Genomic DNA, 23,360 nt, shown 5'->3' with positions numbered 1-23,360 from the left:
CGGCGATGTGTATGTTTGCTAAAACCCGTAAAGGGTAGACAGTCAGTACAATAACGTTGTGTTGATCGCACCATCTCGAAGGGCGGACGCCATGCGTCGTACGGTTCGTTATCTATTCGTTATGGTAGCGATCGCCGGCATGGGCCTGCTGGGCAGCGCCGCCCGCGGCGTGGCCGCCGTCCCGCTACCCCAACCGATTCCCACAGTCGCGACCGTTTTGCCGGCCGATGGTGCCGTGGTGGGCGTGGCGCACCCGGTAGTGGTGACGTTCACTGCGCCCGTCACCGATCGCGTTGGCGCCGAGCGGACCATCCACGTCAGCTCGCCGAGCAACGTGCCGGGACACTTCGAGTGGGTCGACAACAATGTCGTGCAGTGGGTTCCGAACCGCTATTGGCCCGCACACAGCCACGTCTCGGTGGGTGTGCAGGCCCTGACGACCGGTTTTGACACCGGTGACGCGCTACTCGGTGTTGCCAGCGTGTCCGAGCACACGTTCACCGTCAGCCGAAACGGCGAGGTGCTTCGCACGATGCCGGCATCCATGGGGAAGCCCTCCCGCCCGACACCGATCGGCAACTTCACCGCGCTGTCCAAGGAGCGCACCGTGCGGATGGACTCGCGGACCATCGGTATCCCGCTGAGTTCGCCCGAGGGATACAACATCATCGCGTCGTACGCGGTCCGCATCACGAACAGCGGCGTCTACGTGCACTCGGCCCCGTGGTCGGTTGACTCGCAAGGCCATGCGAACGTCAGTCACGGATGCATCAACCTGAGCCCGGACAACGCCGCGTGGTACTTCAACCAGGTGAACGTCGGCGATCCCGTCGAGGTCATCGCCTAGCTGCCCCAACATCGCTGCGGGTGAAGACATTCCGCGCGATCGCGGCGTCTGGCCACCTACCTCAGCTGGGCGGCAACCCGCTCTTGATCGCGGCGTCTTGCTTGCGGCCGATGTCGGTCGCCATGCCCGGATCGATGGGATCGTTGGGCGCACTGTCGAATTCCAGGTTGACCAGCGCCTTGCCCTCACTGAACAACAGCACCGTCACCGCCTGGGAGTTGTCCGGCGATGTCCCGGAGATCATTGCCCCGTTGGATCCCACGTCGACCGGCTGCCACGTGCCGCTCACCTTGCCCGCGTAGTTCGCCTTGGTGTTCTCGATGCCGGCCGCCGCGGTCTGGGGGTCGGCGACGATCAAGATGGTGTCCCCGATTCGGCGGCTGTTGTCGGCGTTGGCGAACAGCTGCGCAACCCCCGGCGCATTGTTGGGGTTCAGCACGGGCGGTTGGGGTGTGGTGAGGTCCGGGCCGATGTCGCTCGGCTTGATCAGCAGCCCACTGTAATCCGTGGTCTGTCCGGGTGACGGGCCAGTCACGCCGGTCGACGCGGTGGACGACGCGCTCGACGACGTCGCCGGGGTCTTGTTGTTGCCGCAGCCGGTGATCGCGGTGCCGACCGCAAGGACGGCGACGCTCAAGCCGGCGACGGTAGTCCGGGCGAGCTCCATGGACATTCCTTCCCTGCCAATCCGCTGACGGCACAACACCAGCGCATACGAACATACGCGCAAATTTCGCCGGAGGGGCCGGAGAGTCGGCGGCCTATGCTGGCGTGGGCAAGCGTTTGGGCGAAGGAGGCCGAGATGACGGCTGCGACGGCGCGCGCCGTACGGTTCGACCGTTACGGGGGTCGTGACGAGTTGTATGTGGCGGACATCGACATGCCGGAGCCGGGCCCGGGCGAGGTGGTGGTGGAAGTTCGCGCGGCCGGCATCAATCCCGGCGAGGCTGGCATCCGGGTCGGGGCGATGCACGAGATGTTCCCCGCCACATTTCCGTCCGGCGAGGGCAGCGACCTTGCCGGCGTCGTGACCGCCGTAGCGCCGGGAGTCACCGAATTCGAGGTTGGCGACGAGGTGCTGGGTTTCAGTTTCCGGCGATCCAGCCATGCCACCCACACCGCGGTTCCCGTCAATCAATTGATCCGCAAACCTTCCGAATTGAGTTGGGAGGTCGCGGGTTCGCTGTACGTGGTGGGTGTGACGGCGTATGCCGCCGTCCGCGCCGTCGCGCCCCAACCGGGCGAGACGGTGGCCGTGTCGGCTGCGGCGGGCGGGGTCGGCAGCCTTGTCGTGCAACTGCTGGTCCTGCGTCAGGCGCGGGTGCTCGGCATCGCGGGACCTGGCAACGCCGACTGGCTGCGCGCACACGGCGTCGTCCCGGTCACCTATGGGGAAGGCCTGGCCGACCGACTGCGAGCGGCGGCCCCGAACGGAATCGACGCGTTCATCGACTTGTTCGGCCCGGACTACGTCCAGCTCGCGGTCGATCTCGGCGTGGCGCCCGAGCGGATCGATACCATCATCTCGTTTCAAAAGGCGGGCGAAGTCGGCGCCAAGACCGAGGGCAGCCAGGAGGCGTCGACCCCGGAAGTGCTCGCCGAAATCGCCCACCTTGTCGCCACCGGTGCCCTTGAATTCGACATCGCCGCGACCTACCCGCTGGACCGGGTCGCCGACGCCTTCGAGGAGCTCGAGCAGCGGCACACGCACGGCAAAATCGTTCTGCTGCCGAATGATTCGCGGTAGTCGAACGAACTACCGCCGATCGTCGACCGGGGGGTGGCCGCCCAACGACGCCGTGACCACCGCGATCGGCATCCGTGACACGTACAGGTTGGCCCGCTCCTGGGGAGTCAGCGCGCTGCGCGTGCGCAGCTTGTCAGCCAGCAGCCGAGCCGACCGCAGGAACGCCCGCCCGTGCCCGCGGGACCGAGCGGTAACACGGTGCGTAACAACGAAAGCCATGATTTTTCTCCTTCTGGATGCCCGATCGGCTCATGGCTCAGACGAAGAAAGCATTGCCGGAACCGGGTCGGGGCAAGAGGTATTTCGGATAGGGACTATCGTCGGGACTCATCTCGCCCTCACCTCCTCACGGCCGGGACACACGCGGGTGTCATCACATTCACCTGATCGGAAGAGGTAGTGACCGGCGCCGAGAACACCGATCGCACCCCTCTCGTCGGAGCTTTGGCACTGCACGGCGTATCCGGAACATCACCGGAAGCCACTTGGGCTCAACCCTTGGGTCCGGGAAGAGCTGTCCTGACCCGGGGCGTCTCTCGACGTTCGGGGTCAGTGGCCTGTGTCCGTGCAGACGCCTCACCTACCGAGGTGCTTGCCCGTCCATGCTGACATCGCGACCCGCCGCCCGTCAAACCCGCGCACCGAACCGGACACTTTTACGGCCTACCCTCGTGGGCATGGCCACAACTTTGCAGAACCCTCGGGTCGCGACCGTGCTCGACCGGATGTACGCCGAATCGAAAAGCCAGATGTCGCTCTTGCGTGAGCGGCGCGATCAGTTCGCCCGGCCGATGACCACCGCGGAACGCGCCGAGGCGATGAGCGAGTTCTACATCCCGGTGACCCCCGAAGCCGGCCGCCTGCTGTACGCGTTGGTGCGCGCGACGCGTCCGACCACGGTGGTCGAATTCGGGATGTCGTTCGGCATCTCGGCCCTTCATCTGGCCGCCGCGGTGCGCGACAACGGCACCGGACGAGTGGTCACCACCGAGCTCAGCGAAACCAAGATCGCCGCCGCGAAGAAAACGTTCGCCGAGACCGGCCTGGACGAGGTCATCACCATTCTCGAAGGCGATGCGCTCACCACGTTGCAGGGCCTGGACGGGCCGGTCGAGTTCGTACTGCTCGACGGTTGGAAAGATCTGTATCTGCCGGTGATCGAGCTGCTCGAACCGCGCCTGCCCACGGGTGCGTTGATCGTCGCCGACAACACCAGCGCGGCGGACACCGGGCCCTACCTCGAGCGCGTGCGCAATCCCGACAACGGCTACACCAGCTTCAATTTCCAGGTCCGCGAAAGCGACAGCATGGAAATCAGTTGTCGCACAAACGATTAACGCCTATCTCAGGGATTCCTCGAGCCACGGCGTCAGCCACTTCACGCCTTCCGGGGTGAGGTGCACGCCGTCGCTGCGCACCTTGATTCCGTCGACCTTGGCGCTATAAACACCGTCCGGACACAGCTTCTTGTTCAGGTCGAGGATCTGGACGCCCTTGTGGCGGCTAACCGTGTTGCGCAGCATCGTGTTCCACTGGTTGACCCGGTCCGGCTGGTCCTCCGGATACAGGCGGCCATCCGGCTTTTCGCCGCCGCGGCTGTAGGGGACGGTCGCCACCACCACTCGAACCCCGGGCACACTCACGATGTTCAGCGCCCGCTCGAGCTCACCGTTGAGGTACGCGTCGAAGGTCGGATCGCCGATGTGCGTCCACTGCCCCTCGTTGACCCGGTCGACGGTCTCCCAGCGGCCGATGATGAGCAGGGCGACGTCGGGCTGGTCCTGACCGACCTGCGTCGACCATCGGGTCGGCCAGGTGTCGCATTCCGGTCTTTGCTCCAGCGTTTGGCCGATATAGCGGTACGGCGTGCCGCGCACCAGGCTGCAACCGATGACGGTGTGGTCGAGGAAGGCGAATCCGGGCGTCGGCGGCAGGTAGTGCATCCAGGTCCAGCCGATCGAGTCGCCGAACACCGAAACGGTGAACGGGCGGTTGGGATCTCGAGGCCGCGGGCGAACCACACGGGGCGGCGACGGCGACACCGCCGCGACGGAGGAAACCCCCGGCGGCAAACCGGTTTCCCGTAGCGCGGGCCCGGTTCCCACCGGAACCAGAAACAAGGTGATCGCGGCGGCGCTCGCCACGGTGGCAGCCGCCAGCGGCAACAGCGGCACCCGCTCCGGTCGCCAGCGCCGGATCGGTTGCTCGATCAGCCACCACGATGCGGCGGCCACGGCCACCGTGGCGGCGCACCGGGCGGCGAACAGTGGCAGTCCTGTCCAGCCGGTGCGTTCCCCGTTGAGCGCCAAGAAGATTGGCCAGTGCCACAGATACACACCGTAGGAGATGGTGCCCAGCCACACCAACGGCGGCATGGCCAGGAGGCGGGCGACGAGGCCGCGCTGTTCCATGGCCACCGGCGCGACCACCAACACGGCCGCGATCGCGACCGCGATCAGCAGACCGTGGCGGAACTCACCGACATTGCCCGTCGCGTAGTGTGTGGCGGCCGCCAGCCCCGCCACACCGACAAACGGCAGGACCCGGGCGACGCGCCGCCCCCACCGAGTCCGGATCATGCACCAGCCCCGGTTCAGCGACGGCCAATCCCGAACCAGCAGAGCCGCCGCCGCGGAGCCGACCAGCAACGCCTGCGCGCGGGTGTCGGTGCCGAAATAGATTCGGTCACGCGTGCCCTCGGAGACGAACACGATGGCCGCCGCCGCCGAAGCCAGCGCCCCCAACGTGGCGATCACGAAGATGGCGAAGCGGACCCCGCCGACCGTCGCCCGCATGAAGTAACGCCTGGCTCGTGCCGCCAACAGCAGGGTCACCGCGATCAGCAGCACCGGCCAGACAAAGTAGTACTGCTCCTCCACCCCAAGCGACCAGGTGTGCTGCAGCGGTGAGGGCGGGGCGCCCTGCGTGAAGTAGTCGGTCTTCTGGGCCACGAACCGCCAATTCGCCATCCATAGGAACGCCGCGACAGCGTCGTCCCGCAGTCCGTTCAGGGCCTGGTAGGGAAGGAGTTCGCGGGCCGCGCCCACGGTGATCACCATCAACACCAGCGCGGGCAGCAGCCGGCGCGCACGGCGAATCCAGAAGCCGGTCAGCTCAATACGGCCGCTGCGCCTCAGCTCGTCGAGCAGCAGCGAGGTGATCAGGAAGCCGCTGAGCACGAAGAAGATGTCGACGCCGATGAACCCGCCGCTCACCCCGGGGATGCCGCCATGCCCGACCAACACCAGCGCGACCGCTATCGCGCGAAGCCCGTCCAGCGCGGGAATGCCGCTGCGCCGTTCCGGTTGATCCCAGATCGCCAGCCGACCGACCCGTCGCACCGGAGCAACCCACCGAGGGCGCCGAGCAGAACGCGCCGGTGCGGGATGCCTCCCGCCCGGCTCAGTGTCCGCTGTTAACGCGCCCTGGCCCATGCCGATGCGTCGCTGCCCCTCCTCTTGATCGCAGCCAGCCTAGTGGCGTCGCGACCGGATTCAGGAGATAGACACGCGAAGACACGCAACGGTTTCCGGTTGCGGCGGCCCCATTTCCGGGTTATGCCGGCGCGACCGGATTCGCGTCCGCGGGTGCCAGTCCGAGTTCTTCGAGCACCGCCGCGGTGTCCGCGCCCAACTCCGGAGCGGGCCCCGCGACGCGGCCCGGTGTACGGGAAAACCAGGTCGGCACGCCGGGGAATCGCACCGGGCCGTGGACCGTGTCCAGCGTCTCGAAAAAACCGACGGCGTTCAGGTGGTCGTCGTCGAACAAGGTCGCCGGGCTGGACAGCGCCGCGGCGGGTATCTGAAGTTCGCGAAAGAGGTCAAGCCATTCCTGGGTCGTTCGCTGCACCAGCGTTTCGGCCAGCAGCGCGTACACGGTGTCGATCTGGCGCGCCCGCCGCTCGAGCGTGCCGTACAGATCGCTGGCCCACGGTGGCCGCACGGCTTCCACGAACGCGGCCCAGTGCTTGTCGTTGTAGATCAACGCCGCAATGTAGCCGTCGCTGGTGCGGTACGGCCGCCGGTTGGGCGCGACCGTGCGGGGATAGACCGCCGGGCCCAGCGGCGGATCGAACATGGCGCCGTTGGCGTGTTCGACGAGCATGAACGAGGCCATCGTCTCGAACATGCCGACTTCGACCTCTTGCCCCTCGCCGGTGCGCTCGCGGTGGAACAACGCCATCATGGTGGCGTAGAGCGCGGTGAGGCCCGCGACTTTGTCGGCCAATATGGTTCCCACGTAATTGGGTTCGCCGGTCAGCTGTTCCTGCACGTAGGGCAGCCCGCACGCGGCCTGGATGGTGTCGTCGTAGGCGGGCAAGTCCCCCTTCGGCCCACGCCGGCCGTACCCGTAACAATTGGTGTAGACGATGGCGGGATTGATCGCGGCCACCTCGTCGTAGCTGAAGCCGAGCCGGGCGACCGCCTTTGACCGCATCGAGTGGATGAACACGTCGGCCTGTTCAATGAGCGCCCGCAGCGCGATCTTGCCGGAGTCGGACTGCAGGTCGAGGGTGACGCCGCGCTTGCCCCGGTTGACGTTGACGAAGACGCCGCCCATGCCCCGTACCGGACCGACCGAGATGTAGCGGGTGTCGTCTCCTTGCGGCGGTTCGACCTTGATCACGTCTGCGCCCATGTCGGCCATGATCTGGGTGCAGTAGGGACCCATCACCATCGCCGTGAGATCGACGACGCGTACCCCGGCCAGCGGTCCGGCCCCGTTGTCAGCCATGGCTGGCGCCTTCCCTGGTCGCCCGCGCGGCGGTGTCGAAGCTGTAGCGGATGTGGCCGGCATGACCGTCGGGTACGACGGGAAAGACCAGCGGCGCAGCGAGATAACGGATGGCGTCGATCTGTTCGGCAACGTCCTCGATCGACCACGATGGACGGTGCACGCCGGGGGTCTCCGCGACGACCGCTTTGGCCACCCGGCCCGCGATGGCGATCAGCATCTCGCCGGTGACCGGGCAGGTTTCGTGTGCCAACAGGCCGACCACCGGCGCCACCAATTCCGCGCCCATCGGTGGATATGCCGAAATGTCCAGGCCCTCAGCCATTCTGGTGACCGCCGACGGGACGATGACATTGCAGAGCACGCCGTCGGCGGCACCTTCGAGCGCGACGACGTTGGACAGCCCGATCAGGCCCGCCTTGGCGGCGGCGTAGTTCGCGACGGCGTGGTTGCCGTACACGCCGCCGATCGACGAGGTCAAGACGACACGGCCGTAGTGCGCGGCGCACATGAGCGGGAATGCGGGCCGCACCACGTGGAAGGCGCCGCGCAGGTGGACGTCGATGACGGCATCGAAGTCCTGGTAGCTCATCTCCTTCAGCGATGCGCGCCGCACGTTGCCGGCGTTGTGGACGAGGATGTCGATCCGTCCGTAGTTCTCAAGTGCGGCTTGGATGATGGCCTGGCCCCCCTCGGGCGTCGCCACCGAGTCGACTGATGCCACCGCTTCGCCGCCCGCCGCCGTGATGTCGGCGACCACTTGCCGGGCGGGCCCCTCGTCGGTGCCGGATCCGGTCAGGGCGCCGCCCGTGTCGTTGACGACGACCTTGGCTCCCCTGGAAGCCAGCAGCAGCGCGTACTCGCGGCCCAGTCCCCTGCCGGCGCCCGTCACAACGGCCACCCGATCGTCGAACCTGAGTTCAGCCATCAAGATCCCAACACGAGGCCATCCAGCTCACCGGTGGCGCGCCACTCGGCCAGCAGGTCGCCGAAGGCGTAAAAGCCGGGCCCGTAGGGCTCGCCCAGATGGGACCGGATCCCTTCGCCCTTCGCGGTTCCCATGCCGCCGCCTTCGTTGTTGTAGTAGCCCGGCGTGCACTCCAGGTCGAACTGGCTGTTGTCGATCGCGGTGTCTCGGATGGTTTTGCACCATTCATCCTGCGCCTCTTGGGTGGGTTCGACCGTAGCCGCGCCGCGGGCCAGCGCTTCGGCGATGATGTAGGCGATGTGCTCGCCCTGCAGTTCATAGTTGGCGGCGATGTTCGCCGAGATACCGACCTGGGTGAACCCGGTGAAGAACTGGTTGGGAAACTCGCGGCTGGTCATCCCGTGAAATGTCTTGTAGCCGTTACGCCAGTGGTCGAAAAGCGACAACCCACCTCGGCCGGCGATGGTGTCGATGGAGTAGCGGCGGCTGATCTCCGTCGTGATCTCGAACCCACTGGCGTAGATGATGCAGTCGACTTCGTACTCGACGCCATTCGCGATCAAACCCTTTTCCGTCGCCCGCTCCACGCCTTTCGTCGACGACACGTCGACCAGCGTTACGTTGGGACGGTTGAAGGTTGGGAGGTAGTCGTCGTTGGTGCATGGCCTCTTGCACAGAAACCGGTAGTAGGGCTTGAGCGCTTCGGCGGTGCCGGGGTCGTCGACGATGCTCTCGACCCTGCGGCGCAGTCGCTCCATCACTTTGTAGTCTTCTTCTTCGCGGATGGCCATGAACTGCTCGGGGGTCATCGACGCCGGGTCTTCGAGTGTGAGAACGCGCGCGGCGGTGTTGCGGCCGAGTTCGGTCCAGAAGTCGCACACGTAGTCGGGTTGGCCCAGCGCCATTCCCTCGAACGTCCAGGCGTGGAAGTTGCGCTGCCGCTCCTTCTGCCAGCCCGGCCGCAGCGATTTCACCCACTCGGGATCGGTCGGCGTGTTGTTGCGCGCGCCCACCGACGACGGCGTGCGCTGAAACACGTACAGATGCTTGGCATCCCGGCCCAGGAACGGCACGATTTGGACGGCGGTCGCCCCGGTACCCACCACCGCGACGCGTTTGTCGGCGAGCTTGTGCAGCCCGCCGTTGCTATCCCCGCCGGTGTATTCGTAGTCCCATCGTGACGAGTGAAAGCTGTGCCCCTTGAAGTCGTTGATGCCCGGAATGCCGGGCAGCTTGGGCCGGTGAAAGGGGCCCGACGCCATGACCACGAACCGGGCCCGGATGTCGTCGTCGCGATTGGTGCTGACCCGCCAGCGCTTGATCTCCTCGTCCCAGTGCAGCGCCCGGACCTGGGTAGAGAAGATCGCGGAGTCGTAGAGGCCGAAATGCTTTCCGATGCGTCGGCAATGCTCGTAGATCTCGGTACCGTCGGCGAACTTCTTGCTCGGTATGTAGTTGAGCTCTTCCAATAATGGTATGTAGCAGTACGATTCGTTGTCGCACTGCAGCCCGGGAAACCGGTTCCAGTACCAGACGCCACCGAAGTCGCCGCCCAACTCGATGATCCGGACGTCATCGACGCCGGCCTTTTTCAGGTACGCGGCACACAGCAGGCCCCCGAAGCCGCCGCCGAGCACGGCGACGTCGACGTCCTCCGCGATCGCGTCGCGGACCAGCGGCGGCGAGTGCGGGTCGGTCTCGTAAAATCCCGCGAAGTCGTCGACGAGTTCGATGTACTGCTTGGAACCCTCCGGGCGCAGCCGCTTTTCGCGCTCCTGACGATACTTTTCGCGCAACGCCGCGACGTCGATGTCCTCCGGCGTCGGCGTCGGTGGGCAATCCGGGTTCGTCATGCCAGCGCATTCTCCGGGAGCGCGGCGGGGTGCAGCGGGGCCTCCATCTTCTGGACGGCCGGCAGCACCTCTTTGGCGAACAACTCCGTGCTCGCCATCGCCTCGGCGTAGGGCATGGTGCCGAACTGCGGAACGATCGTCAGCTCGCAGAACGAGCAGGCCCGCTGCGCGGCCTGGATCCGGTTGAAGATCTCTTCCGGCGTGCCGATCAGCAGATTGGAAGCGTGGTAGCCGGGCGTCTTCGACGGGCCTTTGGCTGCGCCGGTCTCGGCGCCCGTGACCGACGAGGCGAGGACCGCGGTGGCGCTGGCCTCCCGGGCCGCATAGGCTTCATAACCCTTGACGCCCTTGAAGTTCGAGGCATCGGCGAACCCGTAGTGCACGGTGACGTCGCGGTTGGCGGTCCAGATCCATTCTTCGGATTTGCCAGGGTCGTCGGTCGTGCAGTACATGAACATCACGTTTTTCGGCTGGCACGGCCCCAGGCCTTCCTCCTTACGGAACGTGTTCACCTTCTGCACTTCCCGTCCGGCGTCCTCGATCGGCTTGTTGCCCACGAACAGTGGCACCATGCCGCGACGCGCCAGGATCTCCAGCGATTCGGCGGTCGACGACGAGCTGTAGATGCGCGAAAACAGGTCGCCGCTTTGGGGTTCGGGCCGAAGCGACATCTCCGGCACGGTGAAGATTTCCCCGTCATAGGAGAACCGCTCCCCGGACAGGGCGAGCTGCAGGATGTCGAGCGTCTCGTTGAACCGTTGCCGGCTTTCCTCGCGGGGCACGCCGACGGCGTCGAACTCGCCCTTGGAGACACCGCGACCGATTCCGATAGTCGTGTACCGGCCGTTGGAGAGGATGTCGAGGTAGGCGATTTGGTGCGCGAGCCGCACCGGGTGCCACCACGGCGCGACGACGACGAAGGTGCCGAGGCTGACGCGTTCGGTACGCCCGGCGAAATAGCTCAGGGCCTGAATCGGGTTGGGCGTCATGCCATACGGGGTCCCGCAGTGCTCCGGCATCCAGATGCCGTCGAAGCCGAGCGGTTCGGCGAGGTCGGCAATCGCGAGCGTGGCCTGCACGCACTCCCAGTCGGGGGTCGCGGGCGGTTCGCCGAAATTCCCGGCCAGCACGCGGTCCCAGTCATGGGAGTTGTGCGATCCGAACCCAAGGTTGACTTTCACCGATCCATCTCTCTTTCTGGTTGCGGGGCGAGTTTGCGGGGCGCGCCGGTGCCCATGTACTCGGCGAGGTTGCGGTGCAGGTTCGCGGTGCTGCGCTCCATGTAGGGGTTGGGCTTGGGGCCGCGGAAGCCGAGCGATTTCATGCCCTGCTGGACGGCGGCCATGTTGGAGAAGTCCTGCGGCAGGACGCTGCGCCAGTTCGGGTCGTCGGGTGGCGCGTATACCCATTCCGTCTGTGGCTCTTCGCCTTTCGGATACAGCTCGTAGCACGAGGCTTCGAAGATGCAGTGGTCCGGGTCGTAGCCGTGCGGGCGGGCGCTGTAGCACAGCGCGGTGGTCAGGCCCTGCCCGATCTGGAAGTTCGGAAAGATCTGCCACGCGGTGCCGCTGCGGGCCAGGTGCTCGGGATCGATGGTCGGCCAGACCACGCCGCGCGCGGCATCGTCGCGCCGCGCCGAGGACAGCCAGTGCTCGAGCACCGTGCCGGCGGGCGCGTCCTCCGGCAGCTCGTCGACCAGCCGGCGGGCCGCCTCCACCAATGTTCTGGTGGTAGTGGCGTTGGTTTCCTCCAAGGTGTAGATCTGCATCTCGGCGGTCGAGACGCGCGGGTCCGCACCGGTGCCGAGCCGGATCTTCGATTTGGTCTCTTCCAGCTCCGCGGGCGCGTCGTAGCCGATGTTGCTGTGCTTTCCCTGCGCCATGGCCCAGCCGCGAAAGTTGCCGAATTTGTTGAACTGCGGATGCGTGGTCGCCACGTGGTAGGTCTCGTTGAAGGCCTCCATCGCGACCTTCCAGTTGCATTCGAAATACAGCCACTTGCGCCATTTGCAGCGCATGTCCTGCAACCCGAAGGGGTCCAGCATGGTGGCGGCCGGCTCGAGATAGTCGCGCAGCGGCTCGCACTCGGGATCCATGTTGATCCAGATCCAGCCACCCCAGGTATCGACGTTGACCTTGGCCAGGTGCGTGTTCTCGGGCGTCAGCGCCCCCTGCCAGTCCTGCCGTTCGGGGATGTGGATGCAGGTGCCGTCCCGGTCGTAGGTCCAGCCGTGAAATCCGCACACGAACGACTTCTTTTGGCCGCAAGCGCTTTTCGCCCCGGGCGGGACGTCCACCAGGCGGCGGCCGCGGTGCATGCACACGTTGTGGTGCGCAGCCAGGGTGTCGGGCCCGGTACGCACCACGACTATGGAGTCGTCGAGGATGTCATAGGTCAGGTAGCTGCCCACCTTGGGCAGATCCTCGACGCGCCCGACTTGCTGCCACACCTTTCGCCACAACTTGTCGCGCTCGGCACGCACGTATTCCTCGGAGACATACGCTTCCACCGGGATCGTGACCGGCCCGGTCAGCTGGTCGGCCGCGGCCGCGCCGTCATCGGTCATCGCTTTTCCCTTTCTCCCTAGTCCCAGCGTGTGATCGACGCGCGGAAGTCTTCGTCCTTGAGGAACAAGGAGGTGTTGTCGGCGGCCAGGTGCCCCCATTTGAGGTTCAGGCCGCCGTCGACCAGCAACGTCTGCCCGGTGATGTAGCTGGACAGGTCCGACAGCAGGAAAAGGACCGCGCCGGCCACCTCCTCCGGGCGGCCGCGGCGTCCCATCGCAATGGCGCGACGGTCGCGTTCGGCGTCGGCGTCCACATACGTGGTCGACGCCGGCGTCTCGGTGACCCCGGGCGCCACGGCGTTGACCCGGATCGCGGCGCCGTTCTCGCCGGCCGCCAGCTCCAGCGCCATGGTTCGGGTGACCGCCACGATCGCGGCTTTGGCTGTGCCGTAAGCGATATGGAAGGGCGCGGTGTTCATCCCGCTGATCGACGAGATCGAGACGATCGAGCCCGGGCTCTTGCGCCGCTTCAGTTCCGCCGCCACGGCCTGGCTCATGAAGAACATCGTCTCCAGGTTGCGGGCGAACAACTCCCGCCAGTCGGCGCGCGTCACCCGGGTCGACGGCATCCACGTCGACGGGTCGGCACCACCCGCGACGTTGACCAACCCGTGGAATTCGCCATCGACGCGCCGCACCGCCGCCAACGTGGCACTCACGCCGTCGTCGGTGGAGGCGTCGGCGGCTAGCGGCACCACGGGCAGCCCCTCTGCTTGCAGAGGGCCGACGTGCCGGTCGAGGTTGTCCTGATCGCGGCTCACCGCGACGACGGTCGCGCCCGCCTGAGCGACCATGCGCGTGATGGTGGTACCGATGCCGCCGCCCGCTGCGCCGGCGACCACGACGACGCGCCCCTCAAGGCCTAACAGATCGTGTCCCATGCAGGATCAGGTAATTGTCCGGACAAGATAATGACGTGCACTCATTAGAGAGCATGATTCTCCTACTACGGCCAGCACGTCAAGGCCCCATTATGGCTTCGCCTCGGCTATTGTCTGGACTATTGACCGATTGCTATGGTGCGAGCGGTGATAGCCGGAACCGGATTGTCGCAGGACGCGAGCCGCTACTCGGCCGCGCGTCAGCCCACCCTCGCCGAAGGCTGGACCCTGCAGCGACTCACGCCGCCCAGCCGGCTGTTCGGGGCCAACGGCCTGCGCACCGGGCCGGACGGCCGTATCTACATCGCACAGGTGACCGGCAGCCAGATCAGTGCGCTCGACCCGGCGACCGGTCGGCTGGACACGGTCAGCGCCAAGGGTGGCGACATCGTCGCGCCCGACGACGTGGCCTTCGACCCGAACGGCAACCTCTACGCCACCGAAGTGATGGACGGCCGGGTGAGCGTACGCGACGCCGCCGGGCGCACGCGGGTGCTGCGCGACGATGTCCCGTCGGCCAACGGCATCACATTTCACCGCGGCCGGCTGTTCATCGGTGAGTGCCGCGAGGGCGGGCGGCTGCTCGAACTCGACCTCACCGGCGGCGCGCCGCGGGTGCTCCTGGAGAACGCGCCTATGCCCAACGCGATGGAGGTCGGACCCGACGGCTTGTTGTACTTCCCGCTGATGGGGGCCAACGAGATCTGGCGCATCGATCCCGAAGGCGGTGTCCCCGAACGGGTTGCGGGTGACCTCGGCGTCCCCGACGCGGTGAAGTTCGATTCCACCGGCCGCATCGTGTCCACCCAGGTGCAGACCGGAGAGGTGCTGCGCATCGACCCCCGCAGCGGCGAGCGCACCGTGCTGGCAGCGCTGAACCCCGGGCTGGACAACCTCACCTTCGTGGACGAGCGGTTGTTCGTGTCCAACTTCACCGGGGAGATCACCGAAATCCTCGGTGGCGGAGAGTCTCGCCCGGTGCTGCCGGGTGGGTTGAACTGGCCGCTGGATCTGGCGGTCGGCGCGGACGGCAATCTCTACGTCGCCGACGGCACGTATTTCTACGTCATGGGTGCCGACGGCGACGATCGCGAGCGCGGCGAAGCCGGGCGAAGCGGGTCGTCGCCCATCAGGTCCCGTTCGCTGCGGACGGCCGGCATGTTGTTCAGCCCCGGATACCCCGGCTTCGTGCGCGGCGTCGCCGCGACGGCAGTGGGCGAGTTCGTGGTCACCACGTCCAACGGCCAGGTTTCGCGGTATCGACCGGCCAGCAACGAAAGTGCTGTGCTGGCAGAGGGTTTCGACCAGCTCTACGGCGTGGCGGTCGCTCCCGACGGCACCGTCGTGGCCGCCGAGCTCGGTGCCGGGCGCGTGGTATCCATAAGGGCCGGCCGCGTCGAGGTGCTCGCCTCCGGGCTGAGCGAGCCGGTGGGCGTGGCCATCGCCCCCGACGGGGTGTGCCTGGTCTGTGAAGCGGGAGCGGGGCGGGTCGTCAAGCTGGACGGCACCGGCACCCTGGTGGACGGCTTGCGGCGGCCGCAGGGCATCCTCGTGCGCGACAGGCAGGTCTACGTCGTCGACGCCGGCGCCAAGGAGCTGATCAGTTTCGACCCGGCGACCGGGACGCGGCGCACCATCGCGTCGGGCTTGCCGGTCGGGGCGCCGCCGGGGGTGAGCCCCAAGCCGCTACTCGGGCTGCCGCCCTTCTCCGGGCCGCAGGGCCCCTTCGCCGGCATCGCCGCGGGGCCCGACGGCACGTTGTACGTTTCGGCGGACGCCGAGGGCAGCGTGCTGGCGCTGCGAGACGCGGGAGGCTGAGGTGCCGGACGCCAAAGTCGTCGATCACCGCTACCTTCAGGTCGCGCGAACCCTGCGCAAGGAGATCGTGGACGGCGTGTATCCGGTCGGGTCGCAATTGCCCACCGAACACGAGCTGTGCGAGCGGTTTGCGGTCAGCCGCTACACCATTCGCGAGGCGCTGCGGCGACTGCGCGAAGACAACCTGGTGTCGTCACGGCCGCGAACCGGAACCCTCGTGGTGCCGCGACCGTCGTCGGATTCCTACGTTCAGCACGTCATGTCGATCAACGACCTGCTGGCCTTCGCGGCCGGTACGCATTTCGCGATCGAATCGGTCGCCATGGTCACGATCGACGACGAGCTGGCGCCGCGGACCGGGCTGACCGCCGGTGAGCAGTGGCTGACCGTTCGCGGTTACCGGCTGGCCGACGGCGGCGAACCGGCCGGGTCTTCAGAGTCCGCGCTGTGCCGCGCCGAGTACTACATCAACCGCGCGTTCGCCGCGGTCGGCAGGCTGTTGCAGCGCCATGACGGCCCCATCTTCCCGCTGATCGAAGACCTCTTCGGCCTGAGTATCGTCGAGGTTCATCAGGAAATCGCGGCAGAACTCATCCCCGCCGAACTGGCGGGTGGACTCGACGTCGAGCCCGGAACCCCGGCGCTGCAGGTGCGGCGCACCTACACGACCTCCGACGGACAGGTCGCCCAGGTCACCATCAACACCCACCCGGCGTCCCGGTTCCGTCACTCGATGACGATGCGGCGCATGAAAGGCTAGCTGGCATCACCGCCACGCATCACGACCGAAAACTCATCGGCGACCGCTGGGTTCGATGGGACGACGCGCGTGCCGCCGACGCCTACGCGCGCGGCTGGTGGGTTCGCGCCACGCTGGCCGACGCGCTGCGCGATGCCGCAGAGCGGACGCCGCAGCGAGTGGCGCTTGTCGACGGCGACCGGCGGGTGGACTGCCGCAGCCTCCATGAGCAGGCGACGACGCTGGCGCAGGCGTTGCACGCCCGCATCCCCCCGGGCAGCGTCGTGTCGTTCATGCTGCCCAACTGGCATGAGGCGGCGGTGGTTTATCTCGCCGCGACGCTGGCGGGGATGGTCGCGAATCCGATCCTGCCGTCGATGCGGGACCGCGAGCTGCGTTTCATCCTCGAAGACGCCGACAGCCGCATGCTCTTCGCGCCATCGAAATTCGGGCGTCACGACTACCCCGCGATGCTGCGCAGGGTGACGTCCCAGATGGAATCGCCGCCGGAGGTCGTGGTGGTGCGTGGGGATCCCGGTGACGACCAAATCCCGTTCGAGTCCTTGCTCACCCCGCAGACCGTCGCGAGGAACCTGCCCACGCTGAACCCCGACGCGGTGCGCATGATCCTCTATACCTCCGGAACCACCGGTCGCCCGAAAGGTGTGCTGCACACCCATAATTCGATTCATGCGCTGATCCGCCAGATCGGCGACCACTGGCTCGTCGAGCCGGGCGACGGCTTCCTGGTGGCATCTCCCATCGCCCATATCGGCGGTTCCATCTACGCGTTCGAATGCCCACTGCTGCTGGGCACCGCCGCCGTGCTGATGGATCGCTGGAACGGTGACGAGGCGGTCCGGCTCATGCAAACCGAGCGGTGCACTCACATGGCCGGTGCGACCCCATTCCTGGAGCAGCTGCTGGCCGCCGCGCAGCGGGCGGGCACGCACCTGCCCGACTTGAAGCTGTTCGTCTGCGGCGGCGCTTCCGCATCCCCCTCACTGATCCGGAGGGCCGCAGCGTATTTCGATTCAACGGCGGTCACCCGCGTGTACGGCTCGACGGAAGTGCCGGTCACGACGGTGGGAGCCCCGCGGCACCGCGGCCACGCCGCCGACACCGACGGGCGCGTCGGATTCGCCGACGTCAAACTCACCGCCGGTGAGATCTGCGTGCGCGGGCCGCAGATGCTGGTGGGCTACCAGCACCCCGAAGACGAAGCCGAATCGTTCGACACGGAGGGATACTTCCGCACCGGGGACCTTGCGCGCTGGGTCGACGACGAGTACCTCGTCGTCACCGGCCGGGCCAAAGACATCATCATCCGCAACGGCGAGAACATCTCGCCCAAGGAAGTCGAGGACGTCTTGACAAACCATCCCGGCATCGCCGAGGTCGCCGTCGTCGGCCTTCCCGACGACCGCACCGGAGAGCGCGCGTGCGCGGTCGTGGTGCCGGCGTCCACACCGGGCCCGGACCCCGGATTAAACGTCGCCGGCTTGGGTGCCTTTCTCGAGGAGGAAGGCGTGGCGCGGTTCAAAGCGCCTGAGCAAGTGGTTATTTGGGATGTCCTGCCGAAAAACGACGCGGGAAAAATATTGAAGCACCAGATCAAGGCGGCACTGATGAAAGCGGACCAGTGACATGCAGGTAGCGATCGTCACCGGGGCGAGCGGTGGGCTCGGTTCCGGTTGCGCAACGAAACTCGCCGGGATGGGCATGGCCGTGCTGGCGACGGGCCGGAACGAGGACAAGCTCGCCGAGTTGTCGCGCGGCCTGGCCAGGATCACCGACGACCCGGATCGGGTGGCCACCCACGCCACCGACCTCACCGAGGATGACGCGCCCCGCCGCCTCGCGGACCTCGCCGTTGCGCGCTGGGGGCACATCGACTTCCTGATCAATATCGCCGGGATTGGCAGTCCCAAGCCAGTCCACGAGACCGACGACGAAACATTGGACCGTTTCCTCGGTTTGATGCTGCGCGCACCATTTCGCCTCATTCGCGAAGTCCTGCCGCACATGCGGCCCGGTTCGGCGATCATCAACATCACCTCGACCTTCGCCGTCGTCGGTGGCCTTCGCGGCGGGGCGTACTCGGCGGCCAAGGGCGGGCTCACCGCACTGACCACACACATCGCCTGCCAATACGGGGCACAGGGAATCCGCTGCAACGCAGTGGCTCCCGGGGTCATTCAGACGCCGATGACCGAGCATCGCCTGCAGGACGAGCGGTTCCGGCGGATCAACACCGAGCTGACTCCGCATCAGCGGTTGGGGACCGTCGAGGACGTCGCGAGCACCGTGGCGTTCCTGTGTTCTCCCGGCGGTACCTTCATCAACGGCCAGACGATCGTCGTCGACGGCGGCTGGAGCTCCACCAGATACCTCTCGGACCTCGCCCTCACCTCGGAGTGGAAAGCCCGCTGATCAAGCGGATTCGAAGTGGCGACGTATGCCGGCCAGCATCTCGATATGCGCCTTCACCGCCTCGCGGATGGTCACCGCGGCCAACACACGGGGCGCCCTGATCGTGATTCGCTCGGTGACCCGGGTGCCGCCGGCCGCGGGCTGGAAGCTCACCGTTCCGCGCAGGCGCACACCGGGGGCCTGGTCGGCCTCGGTCAGCACGTCGCCGGTCTCGGGCACGTGCAGCAGAGCCCGGTAGGCCGTTCGGATGGTGAACGGCCCCAGCGGAATTCGGTCGACCACACGGTAGCTCTGGCGGTAGCCGTCCGGCGCTTCGGTGCGGGCCAGCGTTTCCACGGACACGATCAGCGGATGCACCAGCTTGATGTTGTCCAGGTCGACGTAGAAATCGCGAACCGCGTCGGGCGGCGCGGGCACGTCTTCTGTCATCGTCCGCTCGGCCCGGGCGGTCCACCAGCTCATGGCAGACAACCTAGCCCGCCGCGGCGGCCGGGCGGCAACCCGCGTACGTAACGCCACGGCGAATTCTGGCGCGATATTTCGCCGTGGCGTTACGCTCGCGACAAGTGAGCGGAGGCGACATGGGCAACGCGATTGAAGACCAAGCGGTCGAGCGGTACCTGGAGTGCCTGGCCGCACACGACTGGGACGGACTGGCCGACACCATTGCCGACGAAGGTTTGACCCGGGAGGGGCCGTTCTGCGATCGGGTCGACGGGAAGGCGCACTACGTTGCCTACCTGCGAAAGGTGTGCACCAATATCGCGGGCCATCGGTTGCAGGTCCAGCGGGTGTCGCATGTGGACCGCAGGCTGTCGTTCGCGGAGCTGACCGAGACGTTCGAGATCGACGGCGTTGCCACGACGTGGCCGGAATGCATCCTGTTCGAGCAGGGAGACGACGGTCTGATCGTTCGCGTCAGCGTGTTCTTCAAGCAGCCTGGGGCCGACACGCGTTGATGGCCGGCCGGTGAACTATTCCCTCATCCGCTGAATTGACCTAACGTGTCATGGATGGAGGCAGACGGAACACCGGAGTCGGTGGCGGTCGAGAAATTGCACTCGGGCGACCCGATCACCGATTGTGGTCAGCGGTACATAGTTCTCGAATCGAAAGCCGTCGGCGACAGCTGCGTCGTTCTCGAACTCGAATCCAGAGTGGACCATCAGTTGCAGGTCATCGAGAAGTCGTTCCCGGCCGGGTACCAGGTTGGCAGGGCCAACCACCGAATTCTCTAGACCAGCGTCCGACAATGCGCGAGTAGCCGGTCGACGGCTACCGCGCATTTGTGTTTTCTGGGCGGCGATTGCGACTACACCCCGGCGCCGCGTCATGCGCGCGGCGGCCGTTGATCGTTGGGATCGTTGGGGTCCGGCTCGCCGAACCATCGCGACGGCTCGTGCTGTCCGTAGGCGTCGTGCCAGTCCCACCACTCGTAGGGCGCGGTCTGCGGGTAGCCCTCCGGGGAATCCTCCCAGTTTTCTTGGCGCCCAAGGGCTGTCATGTCGAGGAAGCTCCAGGTGTTGCCCAGCGCCTCGTCGCCGCGGTTGTTGATGAAATAGGTGCGGAACACGCGCTCGCCGTCGTGAATGAAAGCGTTGGTGCCGTGCCATTCGTCGACACCGAAGTCGGCGTCGAAGCTGTCGGTGATGGTGTACCACGGCATCTTCCAGCCCATCCGATCCTTGAGGCGCTCGATGTCGGGTTGCGGTGCGCGCGAGGCGAAGACGAGCGTGGTGTCGCGGGCGTTGAGGTGGGCGAGGTGCCCGATGTGGTCGGCGATCATCGAGCAGCCCCGGCAGCCGTGATCGGGCCAGCCGTCGATGTCGGGCCCGTAGAACGCGCGGTAGACGATCAGCTGACGCCTGCCCTCGAACAGGCCGAGCAGGTCGACCTTGCCGCCCGGTCCCTCGAACTCGTACTGCTTGTCGACGGGTGTCCACGGCATCCGCCGGCGCATCGCCGCGAGCGCGTCCCGGGCCCGGGTCACCTCCTTCTCCTTGACCAGCAGTCGCTGATGGGCCGCCGCCCACTCCTGGGCCGACACGATCGGGGGGGTGTTCATGTTCATGAGGTTGTCCGCCTTTCGGTTGAGTGACTTCAGGCCAGCGAGGACAGGCCCGCGGAGGTGAGGAGGTAGGCATCGCCGTCGCGTAGGCCGCCGACGGCGATCTCCAATACCGACCGGCCGGCTTGGTCCGCGGTGAGCGCGGGACCGGCGGCCTGTACGAACGTGTCGACGTCGACGCCTTGGCGCTCGGCGTAGGCGGCGACGGCCTTGGCGCCCAGATCGGTGGCCGGGGTCAAGCGCGGCAGCACGGACACGAAGCTGATCCCCAGCCCGGCCCGCTGCGACTCGGCGGCGGCGTAGCTGGTGATGAACCGGACGGTCGACTTCGCGCCCGCGTAGCCGCCGGACAGCGGCGACCCGTTGAGCGCGGCGCCGCTGGACATCACGATCACCGAGCTGCCCGGAGCAAGGGGACGCCGCAGCGCGTGCCGGGTCCAATGAAATGCCTGAGCCACGTCCACGTTCCAGTTTTCACTGAAGGTCTCCCAGGTCTGATCCTGCAACGGGCCCATCCGCGGAGCCGCCCCGGCACACAGCACCAGTGTGCGCGGCCCATATTCGTCGATGAGCCGGCCGGCCGTGGCCGGATCCGCGGCGTCGGCGGCAACGGGGGTGAAGGTGTCGCCCAGCTGGTCGCGGACCTCGTCCAGCAGTGCGCGGTTGCGCGCGACGCCGACGACATCGGCGCCGGCGGCCGACAAGGCGGTGGCGATGGCGCGGCCGAATCCGCGGCTGGCGCCCGTCACGATCGCCGTCGTGCCGGCGAGGTCGGTGATTGTGTTGGTCATGATCGTGCTCGCTTCCGGTGTTTTGGGTTCTCCCTAGTTCAGATACGTTCCGTCGCCGCGATTAATCGGTGCCGTCCGCCAGCAGCGCCGCGTACTGGCGCTCGAGGGCCTTCGCCGCGCCGGTACTCCAGCTCTCGGCCACGGACTTCGACATGGCATCGGGGAAGATGTCGTCTTCGCCGTTCGCGACTCCGTCGAAGATGGCGCGCGCGACCGATTCTGGGGAGCTTTTCGGTATCTCGAGTCCCCGCGTCATTTCGGTGTCGACGGGCCCGGTAAGTACGGCGTGAACGCTGACGCCCCGTCCGGCCAGCAGGGCGCGCAGCGATTGCGTGAGGTTGAGCGCGGCGGCCTTCGAGATCGAGTACGCGGGAATGAGCGGCAAGGGCGCAATTGCGTTCACCGACAGGTTGTTGACGATGGCTCCGCCGGAACGAGTCAGCAACGGCAGGAAGGCCTGGATCATCGCGTAGGTGCCAAAGAGGTTGACGCCGAGATGGCGTTCGAGCGCGGCACGCTCGCTCAAGTCGTCGTAGAGCGCCAGGCCGGCATTGTTGACGAGGACGTCGAGCGATTCGACTTCATCGACCGCTGCCTGGATGTGCGCCGGGTTGGTTACGTCCAGTGTGAGGGGCGTGACGCGGTGATCCCGGTGGGTCAATTGCGCTCGGGTACCGGCGTATACGCGCTTGGCGCCTCTGCTCAACGCTTCTTCGACCAAGGCCCGCCCGATGCCGCGATTGCCCCCGGTAATCAGAACTGTGGTGTCGGCGATTCTCACCATGATGACGATCTCCTCGTTGATCTGCCCGACGGTGCGGGCGCATCGCCGGGGCGGCGCGATGTCCGCACTAATTCCGATACGGCGAGGCGCACCGATTCATCGCCGCACGATGAATTCCGGCGTCCGGGTGTCTCTGTACTGGAGTAGCGTTTCGGCCCAGTCCGGACCGGAGGCCTAGATGGGAGATGCCCATGCCGGCTCAGGAGGACTTCATCGAAAGGGCGGCACCGTTTCGTGCCGAGTTGATCGCGCACTGTTACCGCATGCTCGGTTCGGTGCACGACGCCGAAGATCTGGTCCAGGAAACCTATCTGCGGGGCTGGCGGGGTTATCAGGCCTTCGAGGAACGGGCGGCGTTGCGGACCTGGCTGTACCGGATCGCGACGACGGCGTGCCTGCGTGCGCTCGAGAACCGCGCGCGGCGGGTGCTGCCGGCCGGGCTGGGCGACAGCTCGATCGACCCCGACGCCAGCCTGGACGAATACACGGGCGCCCATCAGTGGCTGGAGCCGATTCCCGATGCCCTGATGTCGGGCACTCCGGAGGGCGCCGTCACGGCACGGCAAAGTGTGCGCCTGGCCGTGATGACGGCGCTGCAGGAGCTTCCCGCGAGGCAGCGAGCCGTGCTGATCTTGCGCGATGTCGTGCAGTTCAGTGCCGCTGAGGTCGCCGAACTCCTGGAAACCACACCGACCGCGGTCAACAGCTCCCTGCAGCGGGCGCGGGCGCGCCTCGCGGAGATCTCGCCCACCGAAGACGACGCCGTCGAGCCCGACGACGCGCAACTGCGTGAATTGCTCGACCGCTATTGCGCCGCATTCGAAAACGCGGACATGGCCGCGCTCACCGAGTTACTGCAAGCCGACGTCAAACTCGAAATGCCGCCTCTGCCTATGTGGTTCACCGGCCGCGACACGGTGATGCGGTTCCTGGCCGTCCGTGCCTTCACCAAGGCCGGCGACATCGTGATGGTCCGGACGGCCGCGAACGCACAACCCGCAGTGGCCGAGTACCGCCGCAGCGCCGACGGCGTTCTGCGCGCCCATTCCATCCACGTCCTCACCGCAGGTCACGAAGCCGGCACCGCCGGGATCGCCGCGATCACCGTTTTCCTCGACCCGGCTTTGTTCAGCGCGTTTGGATTACCGCAAAGTAGGTAAGCCACCTGTCA

Annotated in this window: 23 protein-coding genes and 1 riboswitch; of the genes, 10 read left to right on the top strand and 13 right to left on the bottom strand. The window is 66.7% G+C overall.

Annotation, left to right across the window (positions count from 1 at the left end; genetic code table 11):
- Nucleotides 1-91: 91 nt before the first annotated feature.
- Complete coding sequence (locus A5736_RS00315; protein WP_076121422.1) at nucleotides 92-847, top strand: L,D-transpeptidase family protein; 756 nt, start codon at nucleotides 92-94, stop codon at nucleotides 845-847.
- A gap of 61 nt (nucleotides 848-908) precedes the next feature.
- Here the strand turns inward: A5736_RS00315 and A5736_RS00310 are convergent, their stop codons facing one another.
- A complete protein-coding gene (locus tag A5736_RS00310) occupies nucleotides 909-1,514 on the bottom strand; it encodes a hypothetical protein (RefSeq protein WP_076121623.1) in 606 nt (201 codons plus the stop codon).
- 135 nt (nucleotides 1,515-1,649) lie between these two features.
- On the opposite strand from A5736_RS00310, the gene A5736_RS00305 reads away from it, so the two are divergent.
- Nucleotides 1,650-2,594 carry an NADP-dependent oxidoreductase gene (locus A5736_RS00305; RefSeq protein WP_076243941.1) on the top strand — a complete coding sequence of 315 codons (945 nt, stop codon included), beginning with the start codon at nucleotides 1,650-1,652 and terminating at the stop codon, nucleotides 2,592-2,594.
- A gap of 9 nt (nucleotides 2,595-2,603) precedes the next feature.
- Here the strand turns inward: A5736_RS00305 and A5736_RS00300 are convergent, their stop codons facing one another.
- A complete protein-coding gene (locus A5736_RS00300; protein ID WP_076121419.1) occupies nucleotides 2,604-2,813 on the bottom strand; it encodes a hypothetical protein in 210 nt (69 codons plus the stop codon).
- Between the two features lie 202 nt (nucleotides 2,814-3,015).
- A riboswitch (M-box (ykoK) riboswitch) is annotated at nucleotides 3,016-3,189 on the bottom strand.
- Nucleotides 3,190-3,271: 82 nt separating this feature from the next.
- Between A5736_RS00300 and A5736_RS00295 the strand changes: the two genes are divergently transcribed.
- Nucleotides 3,272-3,931 carry an O-methyltransferase gene (locus A5736_RS00295; protein WP_076243891.1) on the top strand — a complete coding sequence of 220 codons (660 nt, stop codon included), beginning with the start codon at nucleotides 3,272-3,274 and terminating at the stop codon, nucleotides 3,929-3,931.
- A gap of 3 nt (nucleotides 3,932-3,934) precedes the next feature.
- Here A5736_RS00295 and A5736_RS00290 read toward each other — a convergent pair whose 3' ends face one another.
- From A5736_RS00290 to A5736_RS00260, 7 genes are all read right to left on the bottom strand, one after another.
- Entirely contained in the window at nucleotides 3,935-6,028 is a 2,094-nt protein-coding gene (locus A5736_RS00290) for an acyltransferase family protein (RefSeq protein ID WP_139333030.1), read from the bottom strand.
- A gap of 121 nt (nucleotides 6,029-6,149) precedes the next feature.
- A complete protein-coding gene (locus A5736_RS00285; RefSeq protein ID WP_076121412.1) occupies nucleotides 6,150-7,328 on the bottom strand; it encodes a CaiB/BaiF CoA-transferase family protein in 1,179 nt (392 codons plus the stop codon).
- Nucleotides 7,321-8,256 carry an SDR family NAD(P)-dependent oxidoreductase gene (locus A5736_RS00280; RefSeq protein ID WP_076243888.1) on the bottom strand — a complete coding sequence of 312 codons (936 nt, stop codon included), beginning with the start codon at nucleotides 8,254-8,256 and terminating at the stop codon, nucleotides 7,321-7,323. Before A5736_RS00280 ends, A5736_RS00285 begins: the two co-directional genes overlap by 8 nt.
- Nucleotides 8,256-10,109 carry an NAD(P)/FAD-dependent oxidoreductase gene (locus tag A5736_RS00275; protein ID WP_076121407.1) on the bottom strand — a complete coding sequence of 618 codons (1,854 nt, stop codon included), beginning with the start codon at nucleotides 10,107-10,109 and terminating at the stop codon, nucleotides 8,256-8,258. Before A5736_RS00275 ends, A5736_RS00280 begins: the two co-directional genes overlap by 1 nt.
- Complete coding sequence (locus A5736_RS00270) at nucleotides 10,106-11,290, bottom strand: LLM class flavin-dependent oxidoreductase (RefSeq protein WP_076243886.1); 1,185 nt, start codon at nucleotides 11,288-11,290, stop codon at nucleotides 10,106-10,108. Before A5736_RS00270 ends, A5736_RS00275 begins: the two co-directional genes overlap by 4 nt.
- A complete protein-coding gene (locus A5736_RS00265) occupies nucleotides 11,287-12,675 on the bottom strand; it encodes an SRPBCC family protein (RefSeq protein WP_076243884.1) in 1,389 nt (462 codons plus the stop codon). The genes A5736_RS00270 and A5736_RS00265 overlap by 4 nt, the downstream gene beginning before the upstream one ends.
- 17 nt (nucleotides 12,676-12,692) lie before the next feature.
- A complete protein-coding gene (locus tag A5736_RS00260) occupies nucleotides 12,693-13,556 on the bottom strand; it encodes an SDR family NAD(P)-dependent oxidoreductase (RefSeq protein WP_076243883.1) in 864 nt (287 codons plus the stop codon).
- Between the two features lie 135 nt (nucleotides 13,557-13,691).
- On the opposite strand from A5736_RS00260, the gene A5736_RS00255 reads away from it, so the two are divergent.
- The 4 genes from A5736_RS00255 to A5736_RS00240 are packed head-to-tail and all read left to right on the top strand — an operon-like array spanning nucleotide 13,692 to nucleotide 18,546.
- Nucleotides 13,692-15,374: an SMP-30/gluconolactonase/LRE family protein gene (locus A5736_RS00255; protein ID WP_076243881.1), complete on the top strand. Its 1,683-nt coding sequence runs from the start codon at nucleotides 13,692-13,694 to the stop codon at nucleotides 15,372-15,374.
- Nucleotide 15,375: 1 nt separating this feature from the next.
- The gene (locus A5736_RS00250) at nucleotides 15,376-16,134 is read left to right on the top strand and encodes a GntR family transcriptional regulator (protein ID WP_076243880.1); all 759 of its coding nucleotides are present in this window, start codon (nucleotides 15,376-15,378) and stop codon (nucleotides 16,132-16,134) included.
- A gap of 35 nt (nucleotides 16,135-16,169) precedes the next feature.
- A complete protein-coding gene (locus tag A5736_RS00245) occupies nucleotides 16,170-17,759 on the top strand; it encodes an AMP-binding protein (protein ID WP_217695714.1) in 1,590 nt (529 codons plus the stop codon).
- Between the two features lies 1 nt (nucleotide 17,760).
- Nucleotides 17,761-18,546: an SDR family NAD(P)-dependent oxidoreductase gene (locus A5736_RS00240; protein WP_076243877.1), complete on the top strand. Its 786-nt coding sequence runs from the start codon at nucleotides 17,761-17,763 to the stop codon at nucleotides 18,544-18,546.
- Here A5736_RS00240 and A5736_RS00235 read toward each other — a convergent pair whose 3' ends face one another.
- Complete coding sequence (locus tag A5736_RS00235; protein ID WP_076121389.1) at nucleotides 18,547-19,008, bottom strand: SRPBCC family protein; 462 nt, start codon at nucleotides 19,006-19,008, stop codon at nucleotides 18,547-18,549.
- 119 nt (nucleotides 19,009-19,127) lie between these two features.
- Here A5736_RS00235 and A5736_RS00230 point away from each other — a divergent pair, with 119 nt between their 5' ends.
- Together A5736_RS00230 and A5736_RS00225 are read left to right on the top strand one after the other, a co-directional pair.
- Nucleotides 19,128-19,505 (top strand): nuclear transport factor 2 family protein, encoded by a 378-nt coding sequence (locus A5736_RS00230; protein WP_076243940.1) that lies wholly within the window; start codon nucleotides 19,128-19,130, stop codon nucleotides 19,503-19,505.
- Between the two features lie 54 nt (nucleotides 19,506-19,559).
- The gene (locus tag A5736_RS00225; protein WP_076061380.1) at nucleotides 19,560-19,784 is read left to right on the top strand and encodes a hypothetical protein; all 225 of its coding nucleotides are present in this window, start codon (nucleotides 19,560-19,562) and stop codon (nucleotides 19,782-19,784) included.
- 92 nt (nucleotides 19,785-19,876) lie between these two features.
- Here the strand turns inward: A5736_RS00225 and A5736_RS00220 are convergent, their stop codons facing one another.
- From A5736_RS00220 to A5736_RS00210, 3 genes are all read right to left on the bottom strand, one after another.
- Complete coding sequence (locus tag A5736_RS00220) at nucleotides 19,877-20,611, bottom strand: DUF899 domain-containing protein (protein WP_076121617.1); 735 nt, start codon at nucleotides 20,609-20,611, stop codon at nucleotides 19,877-19,879.
- A gap of 35 nt (nucleotides 20,612-20,646) precedes the next feature.
- Nucleotides 20,647-21,405, bottom strand: a complete 759-nt coding sequence (locus A5736_RS00215) for an SDR family oxidoreductase (RefSeq protein ID WP_076121387.1) — start codon at nucleotides 21,403-21,405, stop codon at nucleotides 20,647-20,649.
- Between the two features lie 61 nt (nucleotides 21,406-21,466).
- On the bottom strand, nucleotides 21,467-22,189 hold the full coding sequence (locus A5736_RS00210; RefSeq protein ID WP_083667084.1) for an SDR family NAD(P)-dependent oxidoreductase: 723 nt from the start codon (nucleotides 22,187-22,189) through the stop codon (nucleotides 21,467-21,469).
- Between the two features lie 191 nt (nucleotides 22,190-22,380).
- On the opposite strand from A5736_RS00210, the gene A5736_RS00205 reads away from it, so the two are divergent.
- The gene (locus A5736_RS00205; protein WP_076243937.1) at nucleotides 22,381-23,349 is read left to right on the top strand and encodes a sigma-70 family RNA polymerase sigma factor; all 969 of its coding nucleotides are present in this window, start codon (nucleotides 22,381-22,383) and stop codon (nucleotides 23,347-23,349) included.
- The last annotated feature ends 11 nt before the right edge of the window (nucleotides 23,350-23,360 follow it).

It is taken from the genome of Mycobacterium sp. SP-6446 (assembly GCF_001954045.1).
In the GTDB taxonomy this organism is placed as follows: domain Bacteria; phylum Actinomycetota; class Actinomycetes; order Mycobacteriales; family Mycobacteriaceae; genus Mycobacterium.
This window is presented reverse-complemented; position numbering and strand designations above follow the sequence as displayed.

Bases quoted from the DNA above. Each gene is read 5' to 3' on its own strand.
- A5736_RS00300 (WP_076121419.1), bottom strand. From the start codon at position 2,813: ATGGCTTTCGTTGTTACGCACCGTGTTACCGCTCGGTCCCGCGGGCAC.
- A5736_RS00240 (WP_076243877.1), top strand. From the start codon at position 17,761: ATGCAGGTAGCGATCGTCACCGGGGCGAGCGGTGGGCTCGGTTCCGGT.
- A5736_RS00260 (WP_076243883.1), bottom strand. From the start codon at position 13,556: ATGGGACACGATCTGTTAGGCCTTGAGGGGCGCGTCGTCGTGGTCGCC.
- A5736_RS00235 (WP_076121389.1), bottom strand. From the start codon at position 19,008: ATGAGCTGGTGGACCGCCCGGGCCGAGCGGACGATGACAGAAGACGTG.
- A5736_RS00215 (WP_076121387.1), bottom strand. From the start codon at position 21,405: ATGACCAACACAATCACCGACCTCGCCGGCACGACGGCGATCGTGACG.
- A5736_RS00255 (WP_076243881.1), top strand. From the start codon at position 13,692: ATGGTGCGAGCGGTGATAGCCGGAACCGGATTGTCGCAGGACGCGAGC.
- A5736_RS00275 (WP_076121407.1), bottom strand. From the start codon at position 10,109: ATGACGAACCCGGATTGCCCACCGACGCCGACGCCGGAGGACATCGAC.
- A5736_RS00290 (WP_139333030.1), bottom strand. From the start codon at position 6,028: ATGGGCCAGGGCGCGTTAACAGCGGACACTGAGCCGGGCGGGAGGCAT.
- A5736_RS00310 (WP_076121623.1), bottom strand. From the start codon at position 1,514: ATGGAGCTCGCCCGGACTACCGTCGCCGGCTTGAGCGTCGCCGTCCTT.
- A5736_RS00285 (WP_076121412.1), bottom strand. From the start codon at position 7,328: ATGGCTGACAACGGGGCCGGACCGCTGGCCGGGGTACGCGTCGTCGAT.
- A5736_RS00220 (WP_076121617.1), bottom strand. From the start codon at position 20,611: ATGAACACCCCCCCGATCGTGTCGGCCCAGGAGTGGGCGGCGGCCCAT.
- A5736_RS00265 (WP_076243884.1), bottom strand. From the start codon at position 12,675: ATGACCGATGACGGCGCGGCCGCGGCCGACCAGCTGACCGGGCCGGTC.
- A5736_RS00315 (WP_076121422.1), top strand. From the start codon at position 92: ATGCGTCGTACGGTTCGTTATCTATTCGTTATGGTAGCGATCGCCGGC.
- A5736_RS00230 (WP_076243940.1), top strand. From the start codon at position 19,128: ATGGGCAACGCGATTGAAGACCAAGCGGTCGAGCGGTACCTGGAGTGC.
- A5736_RS00280 (WP_076243888.1), bottom strand. From the start codon at position 8,256: ATGGCTGAACTCAGGTTCGACGATCGGGTGGCCGTTGTGACGGGCGCC.
- A5736_RS00225 (WP_076061380.1), top strand. From the start codon at position 19,560: ATGGAGGCAGACGGAACACCGGAGTCGGTGGCGGTCGAGAAATTGCAC.
- A5736_RS00205 (WP_076243937.1), top strand. From the start codon at position 22,381: ATGCCGGCTCAGGAGGACTTCATCGAAAGGGCGGCACCGTTTCGTGCC.
- A5736_RS00305 (WP_076243941.1), top strand. From the start codon at position 1,650: ATGACGGCTGCGACGGCGCGCGCCGTACGGTTCGACCGTTACGGGGGT.
- A5736_RS00210 (WP_083667084.1), bottom strand. From the start codon at position 22,189: ATGGTGAGAATCGCCGACACCACAGTTCTGATTACCGGGGGCAATCGC.
- A5736_RS00295 (WP_076243891.1), top strand. From the start codon at position 3,272: ATGGCCACAACTTTGCAGAACCCTCGGGTCGCGACCGTGCTCGACCGG.